Annotated in this window: 15 protein-coding genes and 1 pseudogene; 2 read left to right on the forward strand and 14 right to left on the reverse strand. The window is 55.8% G+C overall.

Features of this window, described 5'->3' with window-relative positions; genetic code table 11:
• A partial coding sequence (locus tag D777_RS09600; protein WP_036131379.1) for a formylglycine-generating enzyme family protein occupies nucleotides 1-491 on the forward strand: 491 nt, incomplete at its 5' end.
• A gap of 238 nt (nucleotides 492-729) precedes the next feature.
• Here D777_RS09600 and D777_RS09605 read toward each other — a convergent pair.
• The gene (locus D777_RS09605) at nucleotides 730-1713 is read right to left on the reverse strand and encodes a formylglycine-generating enzyme family protein (protein ID WP_081849520.1); all 984 of its coding nucleotides are present in this window, start codon (nucleotides 1711-1713) and stop codon (nucleotides 730-732) included.
• Nucleotides 1714-2256: 543 nt separating this feature from the next.
• On the opposite strand from D777_RS09605, the gene D777_RS09610 reads away from it, so the two are divergent.
• A complete protein-coding gene (locus tag D777_RS09610; RefSeq protein ID WP_051669051.1) occupies nucleotides 2257-3114 on the forward strand; it encodes a formylglycine-generating enzyme family protein in 858 nt (285 codons plus the stop codon).
• On the opposite strand, the gene D777_RS17655 is transcribed toward D777_RS09610, so the two are convergent.
• The 13 genes and pseudogenes from D777_RS17655 to D777_RS09670 form a co-directional block, all read right to left on the reverse strand.
• Complete coding sequence (locus tag D777_RS17655) at nucleotides 3082-4038, reverse strand: tetratricopeptide repeat protein (RefSeq protein WP_051669052.1); 957 nt, start codon at nucleotides 4036-4038, stop codon at nucleotides 3082-3084. The two genes, D777_RS09610 and D777_RS17655, sit on opposite strands and share 33 nt — an antisense overlap.
• Before the next feature lie 10 nt (nucleotides 4039-4048).
• Nucleotides 4049-5044, reverse strand: a complete 996-nt coding sequence (locus D777_RS17660; protein ID WP_051669053.1) for a tetratricopeptide repeat protein — start codon at nucleotides 5042-5044, stop codon at nucleotides 4049-4051.
• 3 nt (nucleotides 5045-5047) lie between these two features.
• Nucleotides 5048-8185: a hypothetical protein gene (locus tag D777_RS09625; RefSeq protein ID WP_036131384.1), complete on the reverse strand. Its 3138-nt coding sequence runs from the start codon at nucleotides 8183-8185 to the stop codon at nucleotides 5048-5050.
• 3 nt (nucleotides 8186-8188) lie between these two features.
• Nucleotides 8189-9025 (reverse strand): DUF4123 domain-containing protein, encoded by an 837-nt coding sequence (locus D777_RS09630; RefSeq protein ID WP_160171435.1) that lies wholly within the window; start codon nucleotides 9023-9025, stop codon nucleotides 8189-8191.
• 40 nt (nucleotides 9026-9065) lie between these two features.
• Entirely contained in the window at nucleotides 9066-9569 is a 504-nt protein-coding gene (locus D777_RS09635; RefSeq protein ID WP_036131390.1) for a hypothetical protein, read from the reverse strand.
• A 21-nt stretch (nucleotides 9570-9590) separates the two neighbouring features.
• Nucleotides 9591-10409, reverse strand: a complete 819-nt coding sequence (locus D777_RS18315) for a lysozyme (RefSeq protein ID WP_319802603.1) — start codon at nucleotides 10407-10409, stop codon at nucleotides 9591-9593.
• Between the two features lie 89 nt (nucleotides 10410-10498).
• Nucleotides 10499-12389 (reverse strand): annotated as a pseudogene (locus D777_RS09640) (type VI secretion system Vgr family protein); the annotation flags it as partial.
• A 165-nt stretch (nucleotides 12390-12554) separates the two neighbouring features.
• Entirely contained in the window at nucleotides 12555-13280 is a 726-nt protein-coding gene (locus tag D777_RS09645; RefSeq protein ID WP_036131393.1) for a THxN family PEP-CTERM protein, read from the reverse strand.
• Between the two features lie 204 nt (nucleotides 13281-13484).
• Complete coding sequence (mmsB, locus tag D777_RS09650) at nucleotides 13485-14372, reverse strand: 3-hydroxyisobutyrate dehydrogenase (RefSeq protein WP_036131396.1); 888 nt, start codon at nucleotides 14370-14372, stop codon at nucleotides 13485-13487.
• A 72-nt stretch (nucleotides 14373-14444) separates the two neighbouring features.
• Nucleotides 14445-15515, reverse strand: a complete 1071-nt coding sequence (locus tag D777_RS09655; RefSeq protein WP_036131399.1) for an enoyl-CoA hydratase/isomerase family protein — start codon at nucleotides 15513-15515, stop codon at nucleotides 14445-14447.
• 30 nt (nucleotides 15516-15545) lie between these two features.
• On the reverse strand, nucleotides 15546-16325 hold the full coding sequence (locus D777_RS09660) for an enoyl-CoA hydratase (RefSeq protein ID WP_036131402.1): 780 nt from the start codon (nucleotides 16323-16325) through the stop codon (nucleotides 15546-15548).
• A gap of 30 nt (nucleotides 16326-16355) precedes the next feature.
• On the reverse strand, nucleotides 16356-17522 hold the full coding sequence (locus tag D777_RS09665; protein WP_036131405.1) for an acyl-CoA dehydrogenase family protein: 1167 nt from the start codon (nucleotides 17520-17522) through the stop codon (nucleotides 16356-16358).
• Nucleotides 17523-17541: 19 nt separating this feature from the next.
• Nucleotides 17542-19032 (reverse strand): CoA-acylating methylmalonate-semialdehyde dehydrogenase, encoded by a 1491-nt coding sequence (locus D777_RS09670; protein ID WP_036131408.1) that lies wholly within the window; start codon nucleotides 19030-19032, stop codon nucleotides 17542-17544.
• Nucleotides 19033-19131: the final 99 nt, after the last annotated feature.

Below are 19131 nucleotides of genomic sequence, written 5' to 3' on the forward strand. Positions count from 1 at the left end.
TCGAGCCCAACCTTCCGGCGTGGACAAAGGAATGGCAGGAAGCAAAGGACTACTGCCTCTGGGTTGGCGAACTGGCGAATAGATCCGTAGACCTGCCAACCGAGGCTCAGTGGGAGTATGCCGCCCGTAATCGGGGGGAAAATGTTCTGTTTGCTACGAACAATGGGCAATGGGTTAGAGGCGTCAATTCTCCTGGCGATGACGGAATTATGAAAACGGTCCCGGTTGACAGCTACCCACCGAACCCGCTCGGCATTCACCATCTCACATCAAACAGTGCTGAATGGGTCAACGACTGGTATTCAAAGACTTATTATCAGGAAAGTCCTAGCAGTAATCCCCGAGGCCCCGAGACTGGCGAGACCAAAGTCATCAGATCTGGAGGGTTTCGCACATCAGATAGCGCAAGTACCACCATACTCAGAGATAACATCCCGCCAACTGAAAATTCGTACCTAATGGACCAAGGCTTCAGGTGTGCCCAGCACTAAGCCCGGGCACTGTTGCTGGGGTCGTGGAGCATTGCCAGTCGATGCCTCAATCGCTCAGACTTTTGCTGCAGGGGTACCGGAACCCAAGCTAAATTAAGTGACCTCTTGGTGTGCTTTATCGCCAGATCCGATGTAATCCACTGATGAAATTGGGAAAGCTGGCTATCTGATGCACCATCGTCAAGAACTGCAGCCACCACCGCCCGTAGGGTTTCCCGGTCAATCTCGGAAAAATGGCTCACTGTCCGGCCTCACCCGACTCAATCGGCTCCGGCTGATTGACCACGCACCGAAAACCGTTAAATGAAGAGTCCATTGGTTCACCAGCCCGAGCAAATACAGTTCCTTGGCCTCCCATAGTGTCACCATGGCCCGCCCAGTCTCGCACCGACTTCCAGGGCTTATCGGCATTAGGGGGGGCGCTCGGCCCCGAGGGATTGTCGTGCGGGGCGTGCTGGTAATAGTCTTCCTGGTACCAGTCCCGGGTCCACTCCGCCACGTTGCCGGTCATATCGTACAAGCCAATCGGATTGGGAGGGTAGGTGCCGACCGGCCTTCGCTCATTCACGAGCGAAGAGTGAATCAGGGTGTTTCCAGATGGGGGGATGGATGGGTCTATATACTGTTTGGGGCGATTAAGATACGTATCTTTTTCCAATGCCCCGGTATCGGTGGCATAGAGAACGTCCTGCCCGCCGCTTCGGGCTGCGTATTCCCACTGGGCTTCGGTCGGTAGATCAAACGGTAAGCCCGTCTGTTCTGCCAGCCAGTGACAGTACCCCTCCGCTTCCTGATAATTCGGGCTCTTGGCGGGTTTGAGGTGGTAGTTTGGTGACAAGGGATCATCGCTGCGGGTAACAGGAACAAGATTCGCACCCAGATAACCTTCTTCGCGAGTGTAATCCCGGGCGCGATGGACAGATTCAAGGTACACCATGAAATCCCCCCACGTGGTCTCATACCTGGATATCGAAAAGCTGTCGATGGTGATATCCACCGGAGGAATACTGGCATCCGTCAGCCCTGTATATCGAAGGCCTTTCCGGAATCCCAGGTCACCCAGAGTAAACTCGCCCCCTTCCACGAACACCATGTTTGACTTGGCCTGGCTCACCACGGCCTTGATTGCAGCCGGATCTACTTCTTGACGTTGCTCGGCATCCCAGGAACAGCCCGAAGCGAATCCCAACGCCAACACAATTACGAGTTTCGAATAATCCATTAATCACTCCCTTATACAACCACGCCGCATAGGCGGCAGGCATCAAATGGATCCAGCTGAACGGGGCCTGCCGACCGGGGACTCGGCAAAAGCCTGTTGATAAAACTGAGAGCGAAATGCATGCACAACGTTATCTGTATAAGATTGAACTTCACCGCCCCCCCTCTCTTGCGGCTTCGTGGGCGATTCTCGGGATGATGGTAAACTGCTGCCCGCTTGCCTGAGGCATATCTTCGGTCCCTGAAAATTCGTGGATTCTTCCATATTCGGGATGATGTCCTGTCACCCCGAATCGGCGCGCAGTTTAATGCAAGCCACGAGGTAGGCGGTAGCGCGTTTCTCCATCACCCACCTGAAAACGTACACCCACGGCGCTGCTTCTGCCCCGTAAAAGGGTGTTCCCAGTCTGCAAGTATGTGGTCATGCGTCTCTATGAACTGAAGACAGCCTCAAAGCTTTCGCCCTCTTAATGCTTTTCCGGGCTTTCGGGTGGTAACATTCGCGCCATACATGGAATGTGAAACCTTATCGCACGGAGCGAGCATGAGAGCCTTCCCCTGGTTGGGCGCTATCGTCCTCACCCCTCTTTATATCCAGCTAACTGGCTGTGATGCGCTACGCGATTGGCAAAAAATTGAGATGGTACAGCGCAACTTGGACAACATGGTGTTTGTCGAAGGCGGCGAATTCCTTATGGGCAACACGGGTGGCTGGGCCATGGGGGCCGATACGATTCCGGCCCACGAGGTGGTGCTGGACGATTTCTATATCCAAAAGTTTGAAGTGACCCAGGAGGATTTTGAAGTTTTTGTAGAAACGTCAGGTCACACGATTAAAGCCCGCTTTTACGAAGACAAACGAAGCGAATCCCCTGAGAGATTCGAAGGTGAATTACCCGCACCCGTTTCCTGGCATGATGCCAAGGCGTTCTGCCGTTGGCTCGGGGAGCAGTCTGGTCACAACGTTGATCTACCCACCGAGGCTCAGTGGGAGTACGCGGCCCGGTCGCGAGGACAAATGGTGCGTCATGCTACCGACAATGGCGAGCTGCTATTGGGACTAAATATTAATAGCGAGCCTTTATCTTTCCTCGGTTTCAATCGCACGACCCTTACGCCCCCGGGTACCTTTCCAGCTAACCCATTAGGGTTGTACGACATGTCGGGCAACGCAGAAGAATGGGTTAATGACTACTACCAACCGGATTATTATCAGTATTCTGAAAAGACTAATCCCAAGGGCCCCGACTCAGGCAGGATAACACCACACTTGGATGAACCAGAACGGGTAATACGTGGCAGCCGATATGGAGACACAAATAGCAGTTCAACCGTAATTCGAAGAGAAGTCTCTGAGTCCATTATGCCGCTAGCCAGTGGGTTTCGGTGCGTTAGAAATTAAGCGCCGTTCTTTTCTCCTTAGCCATATACAGATGAAAGCTGGACTTCCCCCGATGCTTCTCTGTACCGTCGAGCTGCCGGTTTGACGATGTAACGCCATAAGTACTGCTAAACCTTCAACCGGCTTGGCTTCTGGGTATTGAAACATGCCCTCCGAGCCATCCAATAGAATCAAACCGTAATTGTATAGAGCCTCGAAATAATCCGTCTGTCCCATTCGATCGACCCACTCATTGGCTTCCTCAAACCGGCCATCTTCTTTTAGCTCCACCGCCAATTTGAGGATAGCCTTCGGAAACCCCTGTTCCGCCGAGGCCCGGAGCCACTTGAGGGTGTCTTCACGGCGGCCTGCTTCGGTCCAGTAGAAGCCCATATCTCGTTCATCCAGCAGCCCTACGGCCAACCAGAATTGTGCAAAGGCATTACCGTTCTCAGCCGCCTTTTCTGTCCACTCAAAAGCCTCCCCCCTATCGCCAGCCGCCCAATAAACGGAAAACAATTCCATCATAGCTTCACTATCACCAGCTTCCGCTCTGGGAAGCGCGGTTGCCAAGGCGCGGTCGACCCACTCTTCATGGTCATAATCACAGTCACGCAAGGTGCCACAGAAGTTGCCATTCTGGGCAAAACGCAACATCGCATACACTTCACCACCATCTGCCGCCTGGCGATAAAATTGCTCGGCTTCAGCCGTCATATAGGCGTATCGCTTGCGGAGAATTTCCCCTACCCAATAGGCTGCTTCCCCGTGGCCTAACTCAGCGGCTTCTTCAAATTTAACTATCGCGCCGGGGCTAAGTCGCTCTTGGTAAAGAATATAACCTTCCTGGAACAACACCTCTGCCCGCTCCTGATCGGTCTCGGCCCAAGCAGGTATCGACCAACTTAGGCAAAGGATCAGGCTAATCGTTACGCGATAAAACAAGAACCGCCCCTTAGATGCCGAACTTGGGCAGATAGTGAAGTATGGGGGTATCGACCAACAACTCGTCCGATCTGGCTTCTGCCTCAGCGATCACATCGGCATCCAAAGTTTCTTTGTAATCGTCAATCGCCCGTTCCACTTCGGAACTGTCGGTTTGGCGTTGCAGAGCAATCAAAGCTGCCAACCCCTCAACAGGGCGAACCGCTGGATATCGGAACATTCCCTCTGGGCCATCCAGAAGAATCAATCCATAGTTAAAAAGTGCATCAAAATAATCGGTCTGCCCCATTCGATCGACCCACTCATTAGCTTCCTCAAACCGGCCATCTTCTTTTAGCTCCACCGCCAATTTGAGGATAGCCTTCGGAAACCCCTGCTCCGCCGAGGCCCGGAGCCACTTGAGGATGTCTTCCCGCCGGCCTTCTTCGGTCCAGTAGAAGCCCATGTCCCGCTCATCCAGCAGCCCTACGGCCAACCAGAATTGTGCAAAGGCATGACCGTTCTCCGCTGCCTTTTCTGTCCACTCAAAAGCTTCCCCCCTTTCGCCAGCCGCCCAATAAACGGAAAACAATTCCATCATGGCCTCACTGTCACCCCCTTCCGCTCTGGGAAGCGCTGTCTCCAAGGCCCGGTCTATCCACTCTTCATGGTCATAATCACAGTCTCGGAGCGTTCCACAGAAGTTGCCGTCCTGAGCAAGACGGAGCATGGCATAGACATCCCCCCCTTCTGCCGCCTGGCGATAGAACTGTTCCGCTTCTTCCGTGATGAAGGTATGGTTCCGGCGAAGGATATTGCCAGCATAATAGGCCGCCTCTGCATGGCCCAGTTGAGCCGCCTCTTTGAACTTGGTGAAGGCGTTGGGGCTGTAGTGCTGCTGGTAAAGGATATAACCTTCCTGAAACAACGCCTCTGCCCGTTCCTGATCCGTCTGTGCCCAAACAGGGCAAGACATTACAACCAGTAGCAACAGGGCATAGGCTTTTTGGAACATGGTTTTCGACATCACTTAAACTTGCTCCCATAGATGGAGACTGAATTTTTTGCGGAGTGTTCGGTATCCCTGGAATCGTCTATTGTCGATTGGCTGAACGATGTCTCGGCCCATAAACTCATCCAACCGGGCCACGTTATTTCGGGCAACGGTTCGCGGGTCGCCCTCGGGCTTGGTGCCGTGGGTGTTCATTCGGGTAACGGATTCCTCAAACTGACGCTGGATGCGGTTGGGTGTTGCGCCGCGATAGGATTCTGGCCGCACCAGCTCCGAGTCGTTGATCCAGCGCAGGCATTGCAGGATGGAGATTTGCTGGAGTTTTAGCATTTCTTCTGCTGTTTTTGGTTCTTGCCCATCGTCGCCCTCAAACTCAACCGGCTCAGACACCAGGTTATGCAGCATCGGGCCGATGGCTTCCGGTTGCAAGCCGAGGAACCAGGACTTGTACTCGTTCAACGTCACTCTGGGGACATCGTCCGTCGGGATCAGGCGGCCTTCGGCGATTTCAATCGCTTCGTGAATCCTCACCGCCACAACCCCGGCATTCTCACTGCTGTAGAAGTCGTCATACACCTTTTGCACAAAGTCATAACTCTGCGCCGCCAGGAAGGAGATCTTCAGTGCGGTGGAGAGGCACAGGTTCATCAGCATGCTCATGTATTCAAACGCTTCCGGGTCGATCCAGTACACCCGGCGGTAGCCATTGTCGTGGAGTTCCTGCTGCAACAGCCGCATCCACAGGGGGAGTGTGTCGTAGGCCAGTTCCACCCCCATCGACATGCCGCCGCCCAGCCCGGCCACAACCTTGCCCTTAACGCGCAAGACCAAGCGCTTGTTTTTGAGACCGATGCTGATATCCCCTCCCGCACCGATACCCGCCGAGCCCACCAGTTCGCCGTTCACCACCCCCAGGGTGGTCCACTCGGGCACGTCTTCGTTGATCAGCCGCCATTTCTCGGACTGGCGCAATCGATCAGGGATCGCCCATTTCATTTCGGCACGGGCCATCAGGCCTGCCTGCACGCCGGCAAAGGCGTCGAACTTGGCACCATCGACCGCTCGCTGTTTGGGGTCGATACCAGTCACCTGGACGCCTTGGCCTTCCACCAACTCAACGCCAACCGAGTGGCTCAGCAAGATCCGCGCTCCCACATGGCCCCAGCACTTCACATCCAGCTCGCAGTATAAGCGCCCCACTTCCAGTTCGTTTCTGCCGCCTTCGCTGATGTACGGCAAGATCACCGTCTCCGCCTCTTCCGGTTTGGGAAATTTCATGGACAGCAAGTCCAGTTGGCCCTGGCGCCAGGTCAGGTTGGCTCCGACGGCGGTGTCTGCCAGTGTATAGCCCAGCTTTCGCCGTCCCTCATCGTCCTTTCCATAATCAGGAAGGGCTAAGGACGGCCCGTTCGCACCGGTCAACACTTCGACGTTGAGGGTGTTTTGCAGCTCTTCACCCAAGTCGCCCGGAATGCCGCTAATGACCAGACGAATGAACTGCCCCGTATAACTGTCATCAAAGCCCAGCAGGTGCCGCTTGGCTTCCGACTCAAACAGGAAGGATCTGAGCCGGATGCCCCAGGCGTCCAGGTCTTCCTGGCTTTGCAGGTCCAGGACGCCCTCATCCTTGATGGAGTCATAGAATCGTTCTGGCAGGAATAGGCCATTGTTATCGAACCAATGGCCATCCAATGGGTATTTCTTCGCACCCTGGGCGGTCAGGAGCTTCTCCAGGGCTTCGTCCTTGCCGGGTTTCTGGGCGGCCTTGAGGGCCTTGGCCAGGTCAAGCATGGTGCCAAGCACGTCGTTATCGTCGTCCAGATGCTCTTCACCACCGGGGAGGTCCCGCAGGGAGAAGTGCCGCAAGGTGGAACCGCCTCCGGGCAAGGAAAACTCCCTGAGGGGCACCCCTGGGCGCATCAGTGATTTGTAGGGGCTGGCTTGATACTCGGCCGGGTTCCACACGAACATCCGGGGCGGGACGAGGGCTTCCGCCCGTTCCCGGGCCGTGCAGCGCAGTTGTTCCTGTTGGGCCTCGCAGTCTTCTATTCTGACCTGGTAGCTGAGCAGTTCAGCGGCTGGTGCAGGGCCATTCCGCCCGATCACCTGATGCCAGATGCCGCCCTGTTCTTTCATATCTTCGGTCAGTTGCTCGATGTCCCACTGCAGCCGTTTGAAGTCGGCCAGCTCAATAATGCCGTCGGTAACCTTGCTCTGGCCATTGGCCAAGGCGTACTCCGGGGTTGCGATGCCGATGTTCGCCAAATCCAGAATGGTGGTGGCGTAGTCCAGCATTTCCCCTTCGAGCACATTGAGCGCCGTCAGGTACTCTTCAAGTCTACGACGGCTCGGTGTTTCCTGATCCAGTTCATAAGCCATGAAGGTCCGATTCCTGCGAATGGCCTTTATAAAATGCTCTGTCTCTTCCTTATCCTCGAACTCGTCGTCTTCGAAGGCTTGCCGAGCGTCCATGTAGTCCTCAAGGAGCTGCTTGATGCCTTTTTGCTCTGGCGAGTACAGGTTGCCATTCACCACATCGAAACCAGCTTCCCTGGCCGCTTCAAAGCCCTGATCGCGGAGTTCATCGAGGCGGTCCTTGCGGTCATCAATAGTGTCCTGAAGAGCATCCCGCTTGTCCTGAATTTGCTGTCGTCGATGGTGCCACTCTGCGGTCAACGACAATCGGTTTCGATAATAGCTCTCGCCATCGCCCAGTGCTTCAACCTGCTCGAGATACCTTTTCTCAGCCACCTCTATCTCTTGACCAAGTCGCTCAGACTCTCGTTCAGCAGCCTGGTTTTCGCGGACCAGCTCATTCCATTCGTTCTGCTCCATCGGCAATAAGAAGCTTTGAGCGGTTGCGGGAAGGAACAGGTCGGTTAATCCGGCTTTTTCCAGTTCGGCCATTCGCTGCTCCAGGGTATCCCGCGTCGCAGCGGCCTGAAGCCGGTCGGCACTGGTTTCGATCTTGTCCAGTACGCCCTGGGGAATCAGCCAGAAACTGCGGTGGCCGGTAACGTAGATCACGGTGGCGAATTTGCAGTCCTGACACGGTCGGGCTTCGGAATAAGCGGAGGTCAGATCGGTTTCGGGCACGAGCGGGGGCGGAAGTTCTCCCCCTGCTGTGGGCTGTTGGGAGTCTTGATCAATCAACATGCGTTAACGTCCTTGTTCGCATTCCAGTTGGCTGAGGATCTGGAGGGGTGTCTGGTCCGTACCTTGGGCCAGTTGTCGCCACTGGGACGATTCCTGCAGCGGCCCCTGGACTTTGATGGCCATACGGAGCCAGCGATCTTGGTCCGCCTGGGTCGCTAATCCTAATTCCTGGGCCGCCTTTACTTCGCTCAACACAAAACTATCGGCATCGTCTGAGGGAATATAACCTCGGTAATTATGCGCCAGTGACAGGGCGAACAGGTGAGACCGGGCCTGATCCATTCTTGCCAGTTGTTCAGCCGATATCACAAATGATTTATTTTCACTGAATTCGCCATCCTGTCGCGATGATGACGCTTGCTGCCACTGCCCGTGGTGATACCACAACCATTGACTGCCCGGCCCAATCAGTTGCTGTTGTTGAAGGGGCTCCAGAACGGCAAACAAAGGGCCAAGGCTGCGGGGATCGTAGTAGCGAAAGACGGAGGGTTTTCCGTCCTTTTCAACAATAGCTCGCAGGCGCAGGTGATCTGCCATTGTCTCAAGACTGACATCGGGCGCGGAAATCAGCATGCCCAAGCATTCACTCTGATAGCGCTCAATCAACGCCTGGTGAAATGCCGGCGCTTCCCTGAGTTCAATCAGAATGGGACCTGTCGTCCAGTGATTCGCCAGCGCCGTGCCCTGGTACAGAGACGCCCAAGGAATCTCTCGCTGGTCAACATGGCTGTACAGCCAGCCCAGTAGCTGACCTTCGTCTTTCTGGGCCAGGTCCAGAATGGCAAAGTCTGTCTGTTCTGGTGCTTCCGTTTGTTGAGGTATCGATTCAATTATGCTCATAGGTGACTCGAGGTCCATCGCAGTCGGATTGAAAGAATGGTTATTTACCGACCTCCGTCGGCTTGCGGCCCTCCGGGGCTTTCATCTTATAAATCCAGCCATCATACATTTCCCAAAGCTGGCCATTCACCAGCTCAAGGTTAATGGAAGCCTCCCCGACCGCATCGCCTTCGTCATAAACGTGTAAGACGTTAATGGAAGTCCTATCCAACCCGAATCCGTAAAAGTTACTCCAGCGATTAACATCTATCTCACCTTCTTCAGGTACTGGGTAACACTCCAACTCATAGGATGGATTGGAAATGACGAAATCCCTGACCTGGAATTTATTGGGATAGACTAAAACCGGTTCACCAATATGTTCTTGAGCCGATGACTCTGTAGTCAGCCCCCCACCATACTTAACAATATCGAAGACTACGTAGCTGGAATAAATATCGCCCAGTGCATGCCCTGAGCAAGTCGTTGCATTATTACTGCCACCAACGGCTAAGCAGCCTGCCGAAATTAAACTCAGCATGAGAACTAGAAAACTTCTGAACATCAACGGTCCCCTGTATTTAAGCTACCACTTTTCATAGGTGGCATTTGAATAGACATCCCATTCTGCTTTTCGACGATTCACCAACCCCTGATTAACGGAACCCTGCGAACGATTCCATGCCTTCCAAGCACTTTCCAGGTTCGAATAAGGCGTGGACGTTTGCGGATCATTTATCAGGGAAACCGCAGAAGAGCTGGAGAAGCCCGAGATACCGATGTTGTACGCAAGCATGACAGCCGCATCAAACTGGTTCTGCAAAAGGCTAACGCTGATCGCTTCATTAACGGAGTCAACAAAAGGCGCCACGTCCGCGGCAAAAAGAGCATCAGCCTGATCAGCCGTGATTCCATTTTTGTAAATAGGCCACTCACTTTTTGAGATTAAGTGGCCATACCCGATGGTCGCACCTCTGACCCAAGTAGAAATATTTTGTCCTGTCTGGTCATCGTATGGACTCAGACGCAATTCCTCGACGCTTTTCAGCAGCGCCTCTCCTTCCACGCTTAATTCCATTTGCGCGTTGTTTCCAGCGCCTTCGGCATTTCCGCCATCCTGACTGCGGTCTGGTTGTGCCATGCCGTTGACATCATTCTGTTGAGCACCGCCGCCATTATCCACTGTACGGCTCGCAGGTGAACTCTGACGATCGTGATTGTGGATAACACAATGCCCACTACTATCGAACTCACACCCGGAGACAAACGTATTACCGGCCTTGGCAACCTGGGCAAATACAGTCGCGGTCAATGCCGAAATCCCCGTAACAATCCCGGCCTCTGAGTCGCTGGCATTGGCCGACGACACGCTTGGCGATAGCGACGTATCTGCTACGCCATTCATGCGTACTCCCGTTGCCGCCAACTGCGCCGATTCACTGCCCGGCTGCTCCTGATCCGCAAGGGCGTTTGGTTGAATCGGCGCCAGCGCCGACACCCCAGTACCACTTCCCGGCCCACCGCCGGAATTCATGCGTACCAGCGGCCCGGAAACCGTCACACCACTCGGGTCAACTTTCACAAAGCTACCGCCGGCGGTCAGCGTGACTTCCGCGCCGGCTTCGATGACGATTTTGATGCCAGCTTTGTGGTGGATTTCCGTTCCCGCTTCCACCAGCTGATTTTTGCCCTGCTTGCTGTGATGATTTCCTTTCACGGTGTGGCTGTAATCAGCGCCAATCTGTTCGCGGTGCTCACCATCTACGGTGTGATGGCTGTTGCCTTTGGTGTGGGCAAAGCGGTCGTTCTCCACCGTCAGGTGGCTATCGTTTCTGATCACTTCGGTGCGGTTGTGTTCGGTCAGCAGGTCCAGGTCTTTCTGGGCATGAACGTAGATCTGTTCCTGATCTGCTTCGTCCTCGAACCGCAGTTCGTTGCTGCCCTCGCCCTTGTGGGTCTGGGTTTTCAGGGTGGTTCGGGTTTTGTGTTCCGGCAGCGAGTACGGCGGTGTATTGGTGGCGTGGTACGTCCGGCCAGTGATAATGGGCTGGTCCGGGTCGCCATCCAGGAATGAGACAATCACTTCGTGGCCGATTCTCGGCAGGGCCATGAAGCCGTACTGGCCTCCGGCCCAGCCCTGGCTGACTCTTAGCCAGGCGCTGCTGTGTTCGTCGTTTTGGCTGTATCGATCCCAGGGGAAGCGGACTTTGACCCGGCCGTACTGGTCGCAGTGGATTTCTTCCCCGTCCGGGCCGGTCACGAGTGCGATCTGGGGGCCGTCCATCAGGGGGCGGTGTTCGCAGATGGGGCGCCAGGTCTTGTCCGCCGGGATGGCACTGAATTCGTTGTGGTAGCTGGTCGGGTCGCTGCCGCCCTCTTCTTCCAGGGCCTGGGGCTGTTTGCCGGTGTGGGTGATGGCGGTGAGCAGCCATTCCCGGTTCAGGGTCTCGGTGTCGTGGTCGGTGAGTGCGACTTTGGCCCCGGCGGTGAAGTCCGGTCGGTTGCTTTCGCCGTTGGCGGTGCTGGCGTTGTTTCTGAGGGCGTCGAGCCGGGTCTGGGTAAAGGGCTGGCCCGAGGCGTCAGCCTTGAAGCGGCCGGGGTAGTCGTAGTGCTGATAATCGTCCCGCTGGTTCAGGTTGCCGCTGGTCTGTTCGTGTATCAGGGCGTAGGCGGGGTTCTTGAAGGTGTAGTCCTTCATGGCGACGGAGGCGGCTCTAACCCGTTCCTGATAGCTAAAGCGGAAGACGCAGGCCTGCTTGGTGCTGCCACCGGCTTTGGCGTTGTAGGTCACGTTATCCAGTCTCGGGGCGTCGCCGTGATGATCGGCGACGATCAAGCCGGGCTGGGTTTCGCCATCCACGCTGCCGTGCTGGTAGCGGTAGTGCCAGCCTTCTTCGGCCGCCAGCCGGTTGATGAAGTCCAGATCGCTCTCCCGGTGCTGGACGCAGTATTCCCGTTCTTCCGGGGGGCGTTTGAGGTCGAACACGGAGTCCACGATGCCCCGCTCTTCCAGCAGGGTGCGCACGATGGCGTCGGCGCTCTGGGTCTGGAAGATGCGGCTGTTGTGCATCAGGCCCAGGCGCCACAGCGGCGGCTGGATCACGAGTTCGTAGCGGGTTCGCCGATGGCCGGTGTCCCCGCGGGCGAATTCGTTGACCACGCCGGTGAAGCGCCGCAGCGGCGCGCCATCCTGCCAGACCACCAGATCCACGGGCTGTTCCAGCACATCGGCTGCCTGGATCGAAGGATCGGTGCTGGCCAGTTCGAGCCGGCCCTGAAAGAGGTCGGAGAGGCCTTCGGTCAGCGCAAAGCCAACCACGGCGAATAGATCTTGGGGGAGTTCACCAACACGGGCGGTGAACTGCAGTCCGCTTGCCTGGGGCATATCTTCAATCCTTGAAGGTATGTTTTGTATTGTCTCGGGAACATCAGTAACCAGCTCCTTGGCTACTGTCCCTGAAGCCTCGCAAAATTATCAGCACCTATGCCAAAAATCCAGCCCAAAACGAAAAAGCCCCGCAGTTGCGGGGCTGATTCGATAAGGCATCAATTACGCGGCCTTTCTCCTCCGGGACACGCCAAGGCCCAGCAATCCAAGCCCCAGGAGCCCGATGGTTCCCGGCTCGGGAACCGAGCGCACATTCAGACTGGCCAACAGGTTTACACTGGTTGTACCGTTTTCCTTGGTGACCAGTTCATTCACATTTCCTTCAAACCCAAGCAGGCTCAAAGAATAAGCGTTTCCGCCCAAAACAAACTCCGAGCTCATCATCTGTTCATCGAAGGTCACAGTGACGATGTCATCCACAAGGCTGTGAACCATCTTTTCCCAACAATGCCAGCCAAAGAACCAGACACACTTTTCAACAGGCGCCTGATTCAGCGTTTCATTGTGAGCGAATCCAAATGTGAACGGCCCGGTTGCTACCGAACCGGAGCCATTGGAAAAGCTGGCGTATACGTCCAGATCGACACTGTCGATGGCAGTACCAGCCGGAATTTCATAGTTGTAGTGGGTAAATTCACCCAGCACGAACGGCGAGTTGTCATTGATGGTTTGAGGAAGCAGAGGATTGGCTTCGAAGCCGTATCCACTCTTGTCACCGTAACTTCCGCCCCAGCGAATCTGACTGGTATCTTCACCGGTGACGTTCTGGCCGCCTGCGGCATTGACCCATTGGCCGCTCACCGAATCGAGATCAACCGGAAATGCTGTTGCGAAACCTGAGAGCGCAAAGAGGGCTGCGCCCCCAACAATCGATTTGAACATATTCATAGGAACATCCCTTTAACTAAACTCAACACGCTTTGTAGCGAACTAACGTTACGCAACGCATGTAAGCAAGCTTCGGGCCAGAAAAATAAAGCATTATTTTTCATGCACCTATAAGTTCAGCCTGACATCGACCGTAAACAAACCTGACATATCGCAAAGGCAGGGAGTCCGAGGAACAGGCACGGACAGCCGTGCCCGTCCATCTCATTCAGGCTTGTAAAGCCTTTGAATACTTGAGAAATCCAGCCCTCCATTACCCTGCCCGGCATGCAGTTCGAACAGGTTTCTGGCCAAGGATCCCATGGGGATAGACGCATGGTTTTTGACCGCGTTATCGAATGCAAGCCCCAAGTCTTTATTCATAAGATTGACTAGAAATCCGCCTTCATAGCCCCGGGAGGCTGGCGCGCCTTCCATCACGCCCGGCCAAGGATTGTACACATTCAGCGCCCAGTTACCGCCGGAACTCTGCTTCATGATCTCCGACAGTACCGCTGGATCAAGACCATTTTTGACACCAAGCGCCAGCGCCTCACTGGTGCCCGCCATCAGAATCGCCAACAGCATGTTGTTGCAGATCTTTGCGACCTGCCCCGAGCCGTGATCGCCAGCGTGGAAGATGTTCTTACCCATTGCTTCCAGAATGGGCTTCGCCTTGTTGAAGTTTTCTTCCGACCCACCGCAAATGAAGGAGAGCGTGCCCGCCTTGGCACCACCCACACCGCCAGATACTGGCGCATCGAGGAACGGAATGTTGTGGGCTTCTGCGGCCTCAGCAACGCCGCGAGCCGTCTCCGGCGCGATGGTGGAGGAATCAATGACCAGAGTGCCCTCTGGCAGATTCGCCAAGAGGCCCTCACTGCCGAGGTAAACCGCTTCCACATGCTGGCCAGCAGGCAGCATAGTGATCACACATTCGGCTCCGTCGGCGGCCTCATGAGCGGTATCTGCGGTTTTAGCACCCTCTGCCACCAAAGCCTGAACGGCCTCTTTCGAGAGATCAAAAACCGTCACGTCATGCCCGGCCTTGACCAGATTTGCGGCCATCGGGCCGCCCATGTTGCCCAGACCGATGAAGGTAATGATTGCCATATCGTTTTCCCCTTTATTGTTGTACTCGATGGGCCGGGCAGCCCCTGTTACCAGGCGCCCGCCCGACGTCGGTTATGCGAAAAAGTCGTCAATCCACTGAGTATCCATTTCACCCAGCGAGGCGTAGCGCCAGCGCGGCTGTAAATCCTTGTCGATCAGAAGCGCGCGAATACCCTCGGCAAACTCTCCCTTCCTCAGGCAGTTCTTTGACAGAATCAATTCCTTATCCAGAACCTCTTTCAGGCCGTCATGCCTGCAGCGTGCAAGGTGGTTCCAGACCAGCGCCAGAGATGTCGGAGAGGCCGAATCAAGTGCTTTTGTCGCCTTGGCCATCCAACCGTCGCCGCCAGACAACTCCTTCAGCTGATCAACCACGGCTTCCAGCGAATCACCGTCGGTAACACGATTGATCTCATCAAAGTTGTCGCGAACCGGGGATGCCGGCAAGGCATCTGTGCTACGCGCCTCGAACTGCCGAACCACCGAACTGACAACACTGTGGGCATCGCGGCCCGCCCAACTCTGCTGCTTCAGTGACGCGAAAACCTCGGATTTAAGATCATGCCGTATGAAGCGATCCGCCAGGCCAGTGAATACAGCATCCGCACCATTGATGCGGGCGCCGGTCAAGCCCAGGAACAGACCGGTTCTTCCTGGCGCACGGTTCAGGAACCATCCTGCGGCCACGTCCGGATACAGTCCGATGGTGATCTCGGGCATCGCCAGCTTCGAACCTTCAGTGACGATCCGGTGGGACGCGCCCTCCATGATGCCCATACCGCCGCCCATCACAATGCCATGTCCCCAGCAGACAATCGGCTTCGGGTAGGTATGGATCAGGTAATCCAGTTCATACTCTTCGGTGAAAAAGGCGTCGCCTTCGGCGCCGGCTTCCGGCTCGGTCATGCTGCGATACAACGCTACGATGTCGCCACCCGCGCAGAACGCCTTATCACCTTCGGCATCCAGCCAGATCGCCTTAACCCGGCTGTCTTCCGCCCATTGATTGAGCTTGGGCGTCAGCATTCGAATCATTTCGAGCGACAGAGAGTTCAGAGCTCTCGGGTTATTCAAATGCACGGACCCGATGACCGTACCGTCCTCGTTCTGCCATTCATCAAATACGATGGATTGCTCACTCATAGCTATTCCTTGAACCGTCGATCCAGCGGATCAACGGTTTTTCCATTCCGGCTTACGCTTTTCCAGAAAGGCATTCACACCTTCTTTCTGGTCGTCGGTGGAGAAAAGCTCAACGAACAGCTCACGCTCCATTCGCCAGCCGTCTGCGTGACTGCGTCCTTCTCTGGCGCTCATGACCAGCGTTTTACAACGCGAAACGGCGGACGGGCTCTGTTTACAGGCACCTTCTGCGAGCTCCAGAGCTTTCTCCAGGCTCTCGCCCTTCGGAACCACTTCCTCGACCAGACCGATCTGAGCGGCCTTTTCTGCCGTGACCCGCTCACCACAAAGGATCATGCGCTTGGCCCAGCCCTCTCCTACCAGCCAGGGCAGGTTCTGGGTTCCGCCAGCGCAAGGCAAGAGACCAACACCCGCCTCCGGCAAGGCCATCTGGGCCTGTTCTTCTGCAATCCGGATGTCACAGGCCATGGCGCATTCCAGCCCGCCTCCCATGGCGTATCCATTGACGGCAGCGATAGAAACGCCGCGGAATGAGGACAACGCTGCAAAGGCCTGACCGAAAGCCGCCCCCATATCTCCTGCGTTGGCTTTGTCACCATCCGCGAAGAGTTTGAGGTCTGCCCCGGCGGAGAAGAACTTCTCCCCTTGCCCGGTCACAACCAGGGCATAGATGTCCCTGTCCTCATTCAGGTCATTGACGATCTCCACCAGGGCGTTCAGTGACGCCTTTGTCCAGGTGTTGGCCGGCGGATTGCTGATCGTCATTACGGCGATATGCCCGCGCTTCTCGAGCTGAAGCAGATCACTCATGTTTGCTCTCCTGTATCCCTATCGTTCTGATTATTGGATTGCTTCGGCAACGCCGTCGTCCAAAAGCCGGCGAGCCACAATCAAACGCATGATTTCGTTGGTCCCCTCAAGAATCTGATGGACTCTGAGATCCCTCAGATAACGCTCAAGCGGGTACTCACGGATGTAGCCGTAACCGCCATGAAGCTGCAGCGCCTCATTCGCCACATCAAAGCAGGCATCCGTGGCGAACCGTTTCGCCATGGCGCAATGAAGAGTCGCCTCGGGATCACCGCTATCGAGCTTGAACGCACCCAACCTGACCATTTGTCGAGCCGCTACCAGGTTGGTGGCCATGTCTGCCAGCTTGAACTGAAGTGCCTGGAACGCGGCCAGAGGCTTGCCGAACTGCTCTCGTTCATGCATGTAGTTACGCGCCCGCAGCAGTGCCGCTTGGGCGCCACCGAGCGAACAGGTGGCAATGTTCAGACGGCCTCCGTCCAACCCCTTCATGGCAATGGCAAAACCATCCCCCTCTTCACCCACTCGATAAGAGGCCGGTACTCGCACATTTTCGAGGCTGATCATTCGGGTCGGCTGACTGTGCCAGCCCATTTTCTCTTCGTTCTTGCCATAGCTGATGCCATCGGCATCGGCGGGAATCACGAACGTAGAAATGCCCTTCGAACCACTGTCTGCATCGCCAGTGCGTGCCATCAGCACCAGAATATCGGTACTGCCAGCGCCAGAGATAAACATCTTGCTACCGTTGATGACATAGTTGTCGCCATCCCGGACGGCCTTGGTTCTCAGGTTTGCGGCGTCAGACCCTGCCCCAGGTTCGGTGAGGCAGTAGGAAGCCAGCCATTCACCACTGGCCAACCGCGGCACAAACTCGTGTTTGAGGGCATCCGAGCCAAAACTGGCGATCATCCAGGTGGCCATATTGTGAATGGTGATGAAGGCTGCCGTGGAAGGGCAGGCCGCGGCCAGCTCTTCCACGATCACGGAGGTATCGAGGCGGGAGAGCCCCATACCGCCCAGGGCTTCGGGGGTGTACATCCCCATGAAGCCCATTTCGCCCGCTTCCCGCATCACATCCACCGGGAAGATATGTTCCTCGTCCCAGGTCGCGGCGTGGGGCGCCATGGCCTTTTCAGCAAAGGCCCGGGCTGCCTCACGAAACGCCAGTTGGTCTTCAGTCAGGTTGAAGTCCATTGATTTCCTCCTGGCAGAATCAACGCAACTGGATGGAGAAGTTCGCCTCCGATGTCGCCTCGCTGGAGAACCAGCGGGAGGTCACGGTCTTGGTTTCTGTGTAGAACCGCACTGCCTGCTTGCCGTAGGCGTGCTGATCCCCATAGAAGGACCCTTTCCAGCCGGTGAACGAGAAGAACGGCAGGGGCACCGGAATGGGGATGTTTACACCCACCTGACCTACGTCGATATCATGCTGGAAGCGACGAGCGGCACCGCCCGAATTGGTAAAGATAGACGTACCATTACCGTATGGGCTGTTGTTGATCACTTCGATGGCTTCACCCAGGCTATCGACTTCCATGCAGGACAGCACCGGCCCGAAGATTTCCTCGTTGTAGATGTCCATGTCAGTGGTCACACCCGAGAACAGTGTCGGTCCAACCCAGTTACCATCCGGCAGGCCATCCACTGTGCAGCCGCGACCGTCCAGCAACAGGTTTGCACCCTGGGCTTCACCTGTGGCGATCAGGGATTCGATTCGATCCTTGGCTTTACCACTGATAATGGGACCATAGCTGGCACCGGCATCGTCCCAGGCACCCGGGCGGGCCTTGGCCATGGCTTCTTTCAGTTCCGGAATCCACTGCTGGGCCTCACCAACAAACACAGCCACAGAGATCGCCATGCAACGCTGGCCTGCGGCACCGACAGATGCACCCACCAACGCATTGATCACCTGCTGCTTGTCAGCATCCGGCATGATCACCATGTGGTTCTTGGCACCGGCAAAGCTCTGTACACGCTTCATGTTGCGGGTGCCGGTTTCGTAGATGTAACGGCCAACCGGCACGGAACCCACGAAGGAAACAGCTTTAATGGCCGGATCGGTCAACAGCGTATCCACCTGCTCCTTGCCACCATGAACAACCTGGAGAACCCCTTTCGGCGCACCGGCCTCTTCAAATAGCTCAGCCAGGCGCATCGGCGTCAGTGGATCCTGCTCGGAAGGCTTGAGGATAAAGGTATTGCCGCAGGCAATGGCCATCGGGAACATCCAGAGCGGGATCATGGCCGGGAAGTTAAACGGCGTGATACCGGCGCACACACCCAGAGGCTGAATCCAGGAATGGGTGTCTACTTCGCGGGCAACGTTTTCAACGGTCTCCCCCATCATCAGGGAAGCGACGTTACCGGCATGTTCAACAACTTCGATTCCACGCCAGACATCGCCCTTCGCATCTTCAAAGGTCTTACCGGTTTCCTGAGAAAGAATTTCGGCGATTTCATCGTGATGCTGCTTCAACAGCGCCTGATAGCGAAGCATAACCCGCGCACGTTCAGAAACCGGGACTTCCTTCCAGGTCTTGAACACTTCACCTGCGTACTTGATGGCCTGTTCCATCTCAGCGTGGGTGGTGCAAGGGGCCTTGGCGATAACTTCGTTGGTCGCGGGATTGGTGACGTCGATCCAGTCCTGAGTCTGGCTCTGAACAAACTCACCGGCGAGATAAAGAGGTACGTTCTTCATTGTGATGTCCCTGTTTGTTGTTATGCGGGAAGCGAGCCAGAGAATCACTGGCTCAGCCATGTTTGAAAAAATCCTAGCACGCGATTCGGACAATGGTGA

The sequence above is a fragment of the Marinobacter nitratireducens genome (assembly GCF_000708045.1).
Taxonomy (GTDB): Bacteria; Pseudomonadota; Gammaproteobacteria; order Pseudomonadales; family Oleiphilaceae; genus Marinobacter; species Marinobacter nitratireducens.

Bases quoted from the DNA above. Each gene is read 5' to 3' on its own strand.
- D777_RS09645 (WP_036131393.1), bottom strand. From the start codon at position 13,280: ATGAATATGTTCAAATCGATTGTTGGGGGCGCAGCCCTCTTTGCGCTC.
- D777_RS09610 (WP_051669051.1), top strand. From the start codon at position 2,257: ATGAGAGCCTTCCCCTGGTTGGGCGCTATCGTCCTCACCCCTCTTTAT.
- D777_RS09605 (WP_081849520.1), bottom strand. From the start codon at position 1,713: ATGGATTATTCGAAACTCGTAATTGTGTTGGCGTTGGGATTCGCTTCG.
- D777_RS09635 (WP_036131390.1), bottom strand. From the start codon at position 9,569: ATGTTCAGAAGTTTTCTAGTTCTCATGCTGAGTTTAATTTCGGCAGGC.
- mmsB (WP_036131396.1), bottom strand. From the start codon at position 14,372: ATGGCAATCATTACCTTCATCGGTCTGGGCAACATGGGCGGCCCGATG.
- D777_RS17660 (WP_051669053.1), bottom strand. From the start codon at position 5,044: ATGTCGAAAACCATGTTCCAAAAAGCCTATGCCCTGTTGCTACTGGTT.
- D777_RS09625 (WP_036131384.1), bottom strand. From the start codon at position 8,185: ATGTTGATTGATCAAGACTCCCAACAGCCCACAGCAGGGGGAGAACTT.
- D777_RS09630 (WP_160171435.1), bottom strand. From the start codon at position 9,025: ATGAGCATAATTGAATCGATACCTCAACAAACGGAAGCACCAGAACAG.
- D777_RS09670 (WP_036131408.1), bottom strand. From the start codon at position 19,032: ATGAAGAACGTACCTCTTTATCTCGCCGGTGAGTTTGTTCAGAGCCAG.
- D777_RS18315 (WP_319802603.1), bottom strand. From the start codon at position 10,409: ATGAATGGCGTAGCAGATACGTCGCTATCGCCAAGCGTGTCGTCGGCC.
- D777_RS09665 (WP_036131405.1), bottom strand. From the start codon at position 17,522: ATGGACTTCAACCTGACTGAAGACCAACTGGCGTTTCGTGAGGCAGCC.
- D777_RS09660 (WP_036131402.1), bottom strand. From the start codon at position 16,325: ATGAGTGATCTGCTTCAGCTCGAGAAGCGCGGGCATATCGCCGTAATG.
- D777_RS09655 (WP_036131399.1), bottom strand. From the start codon at position 15,515: ATGAGTGAGCAATCCATCGTATTTGATGAATGGCAGAACGAGGACGGT.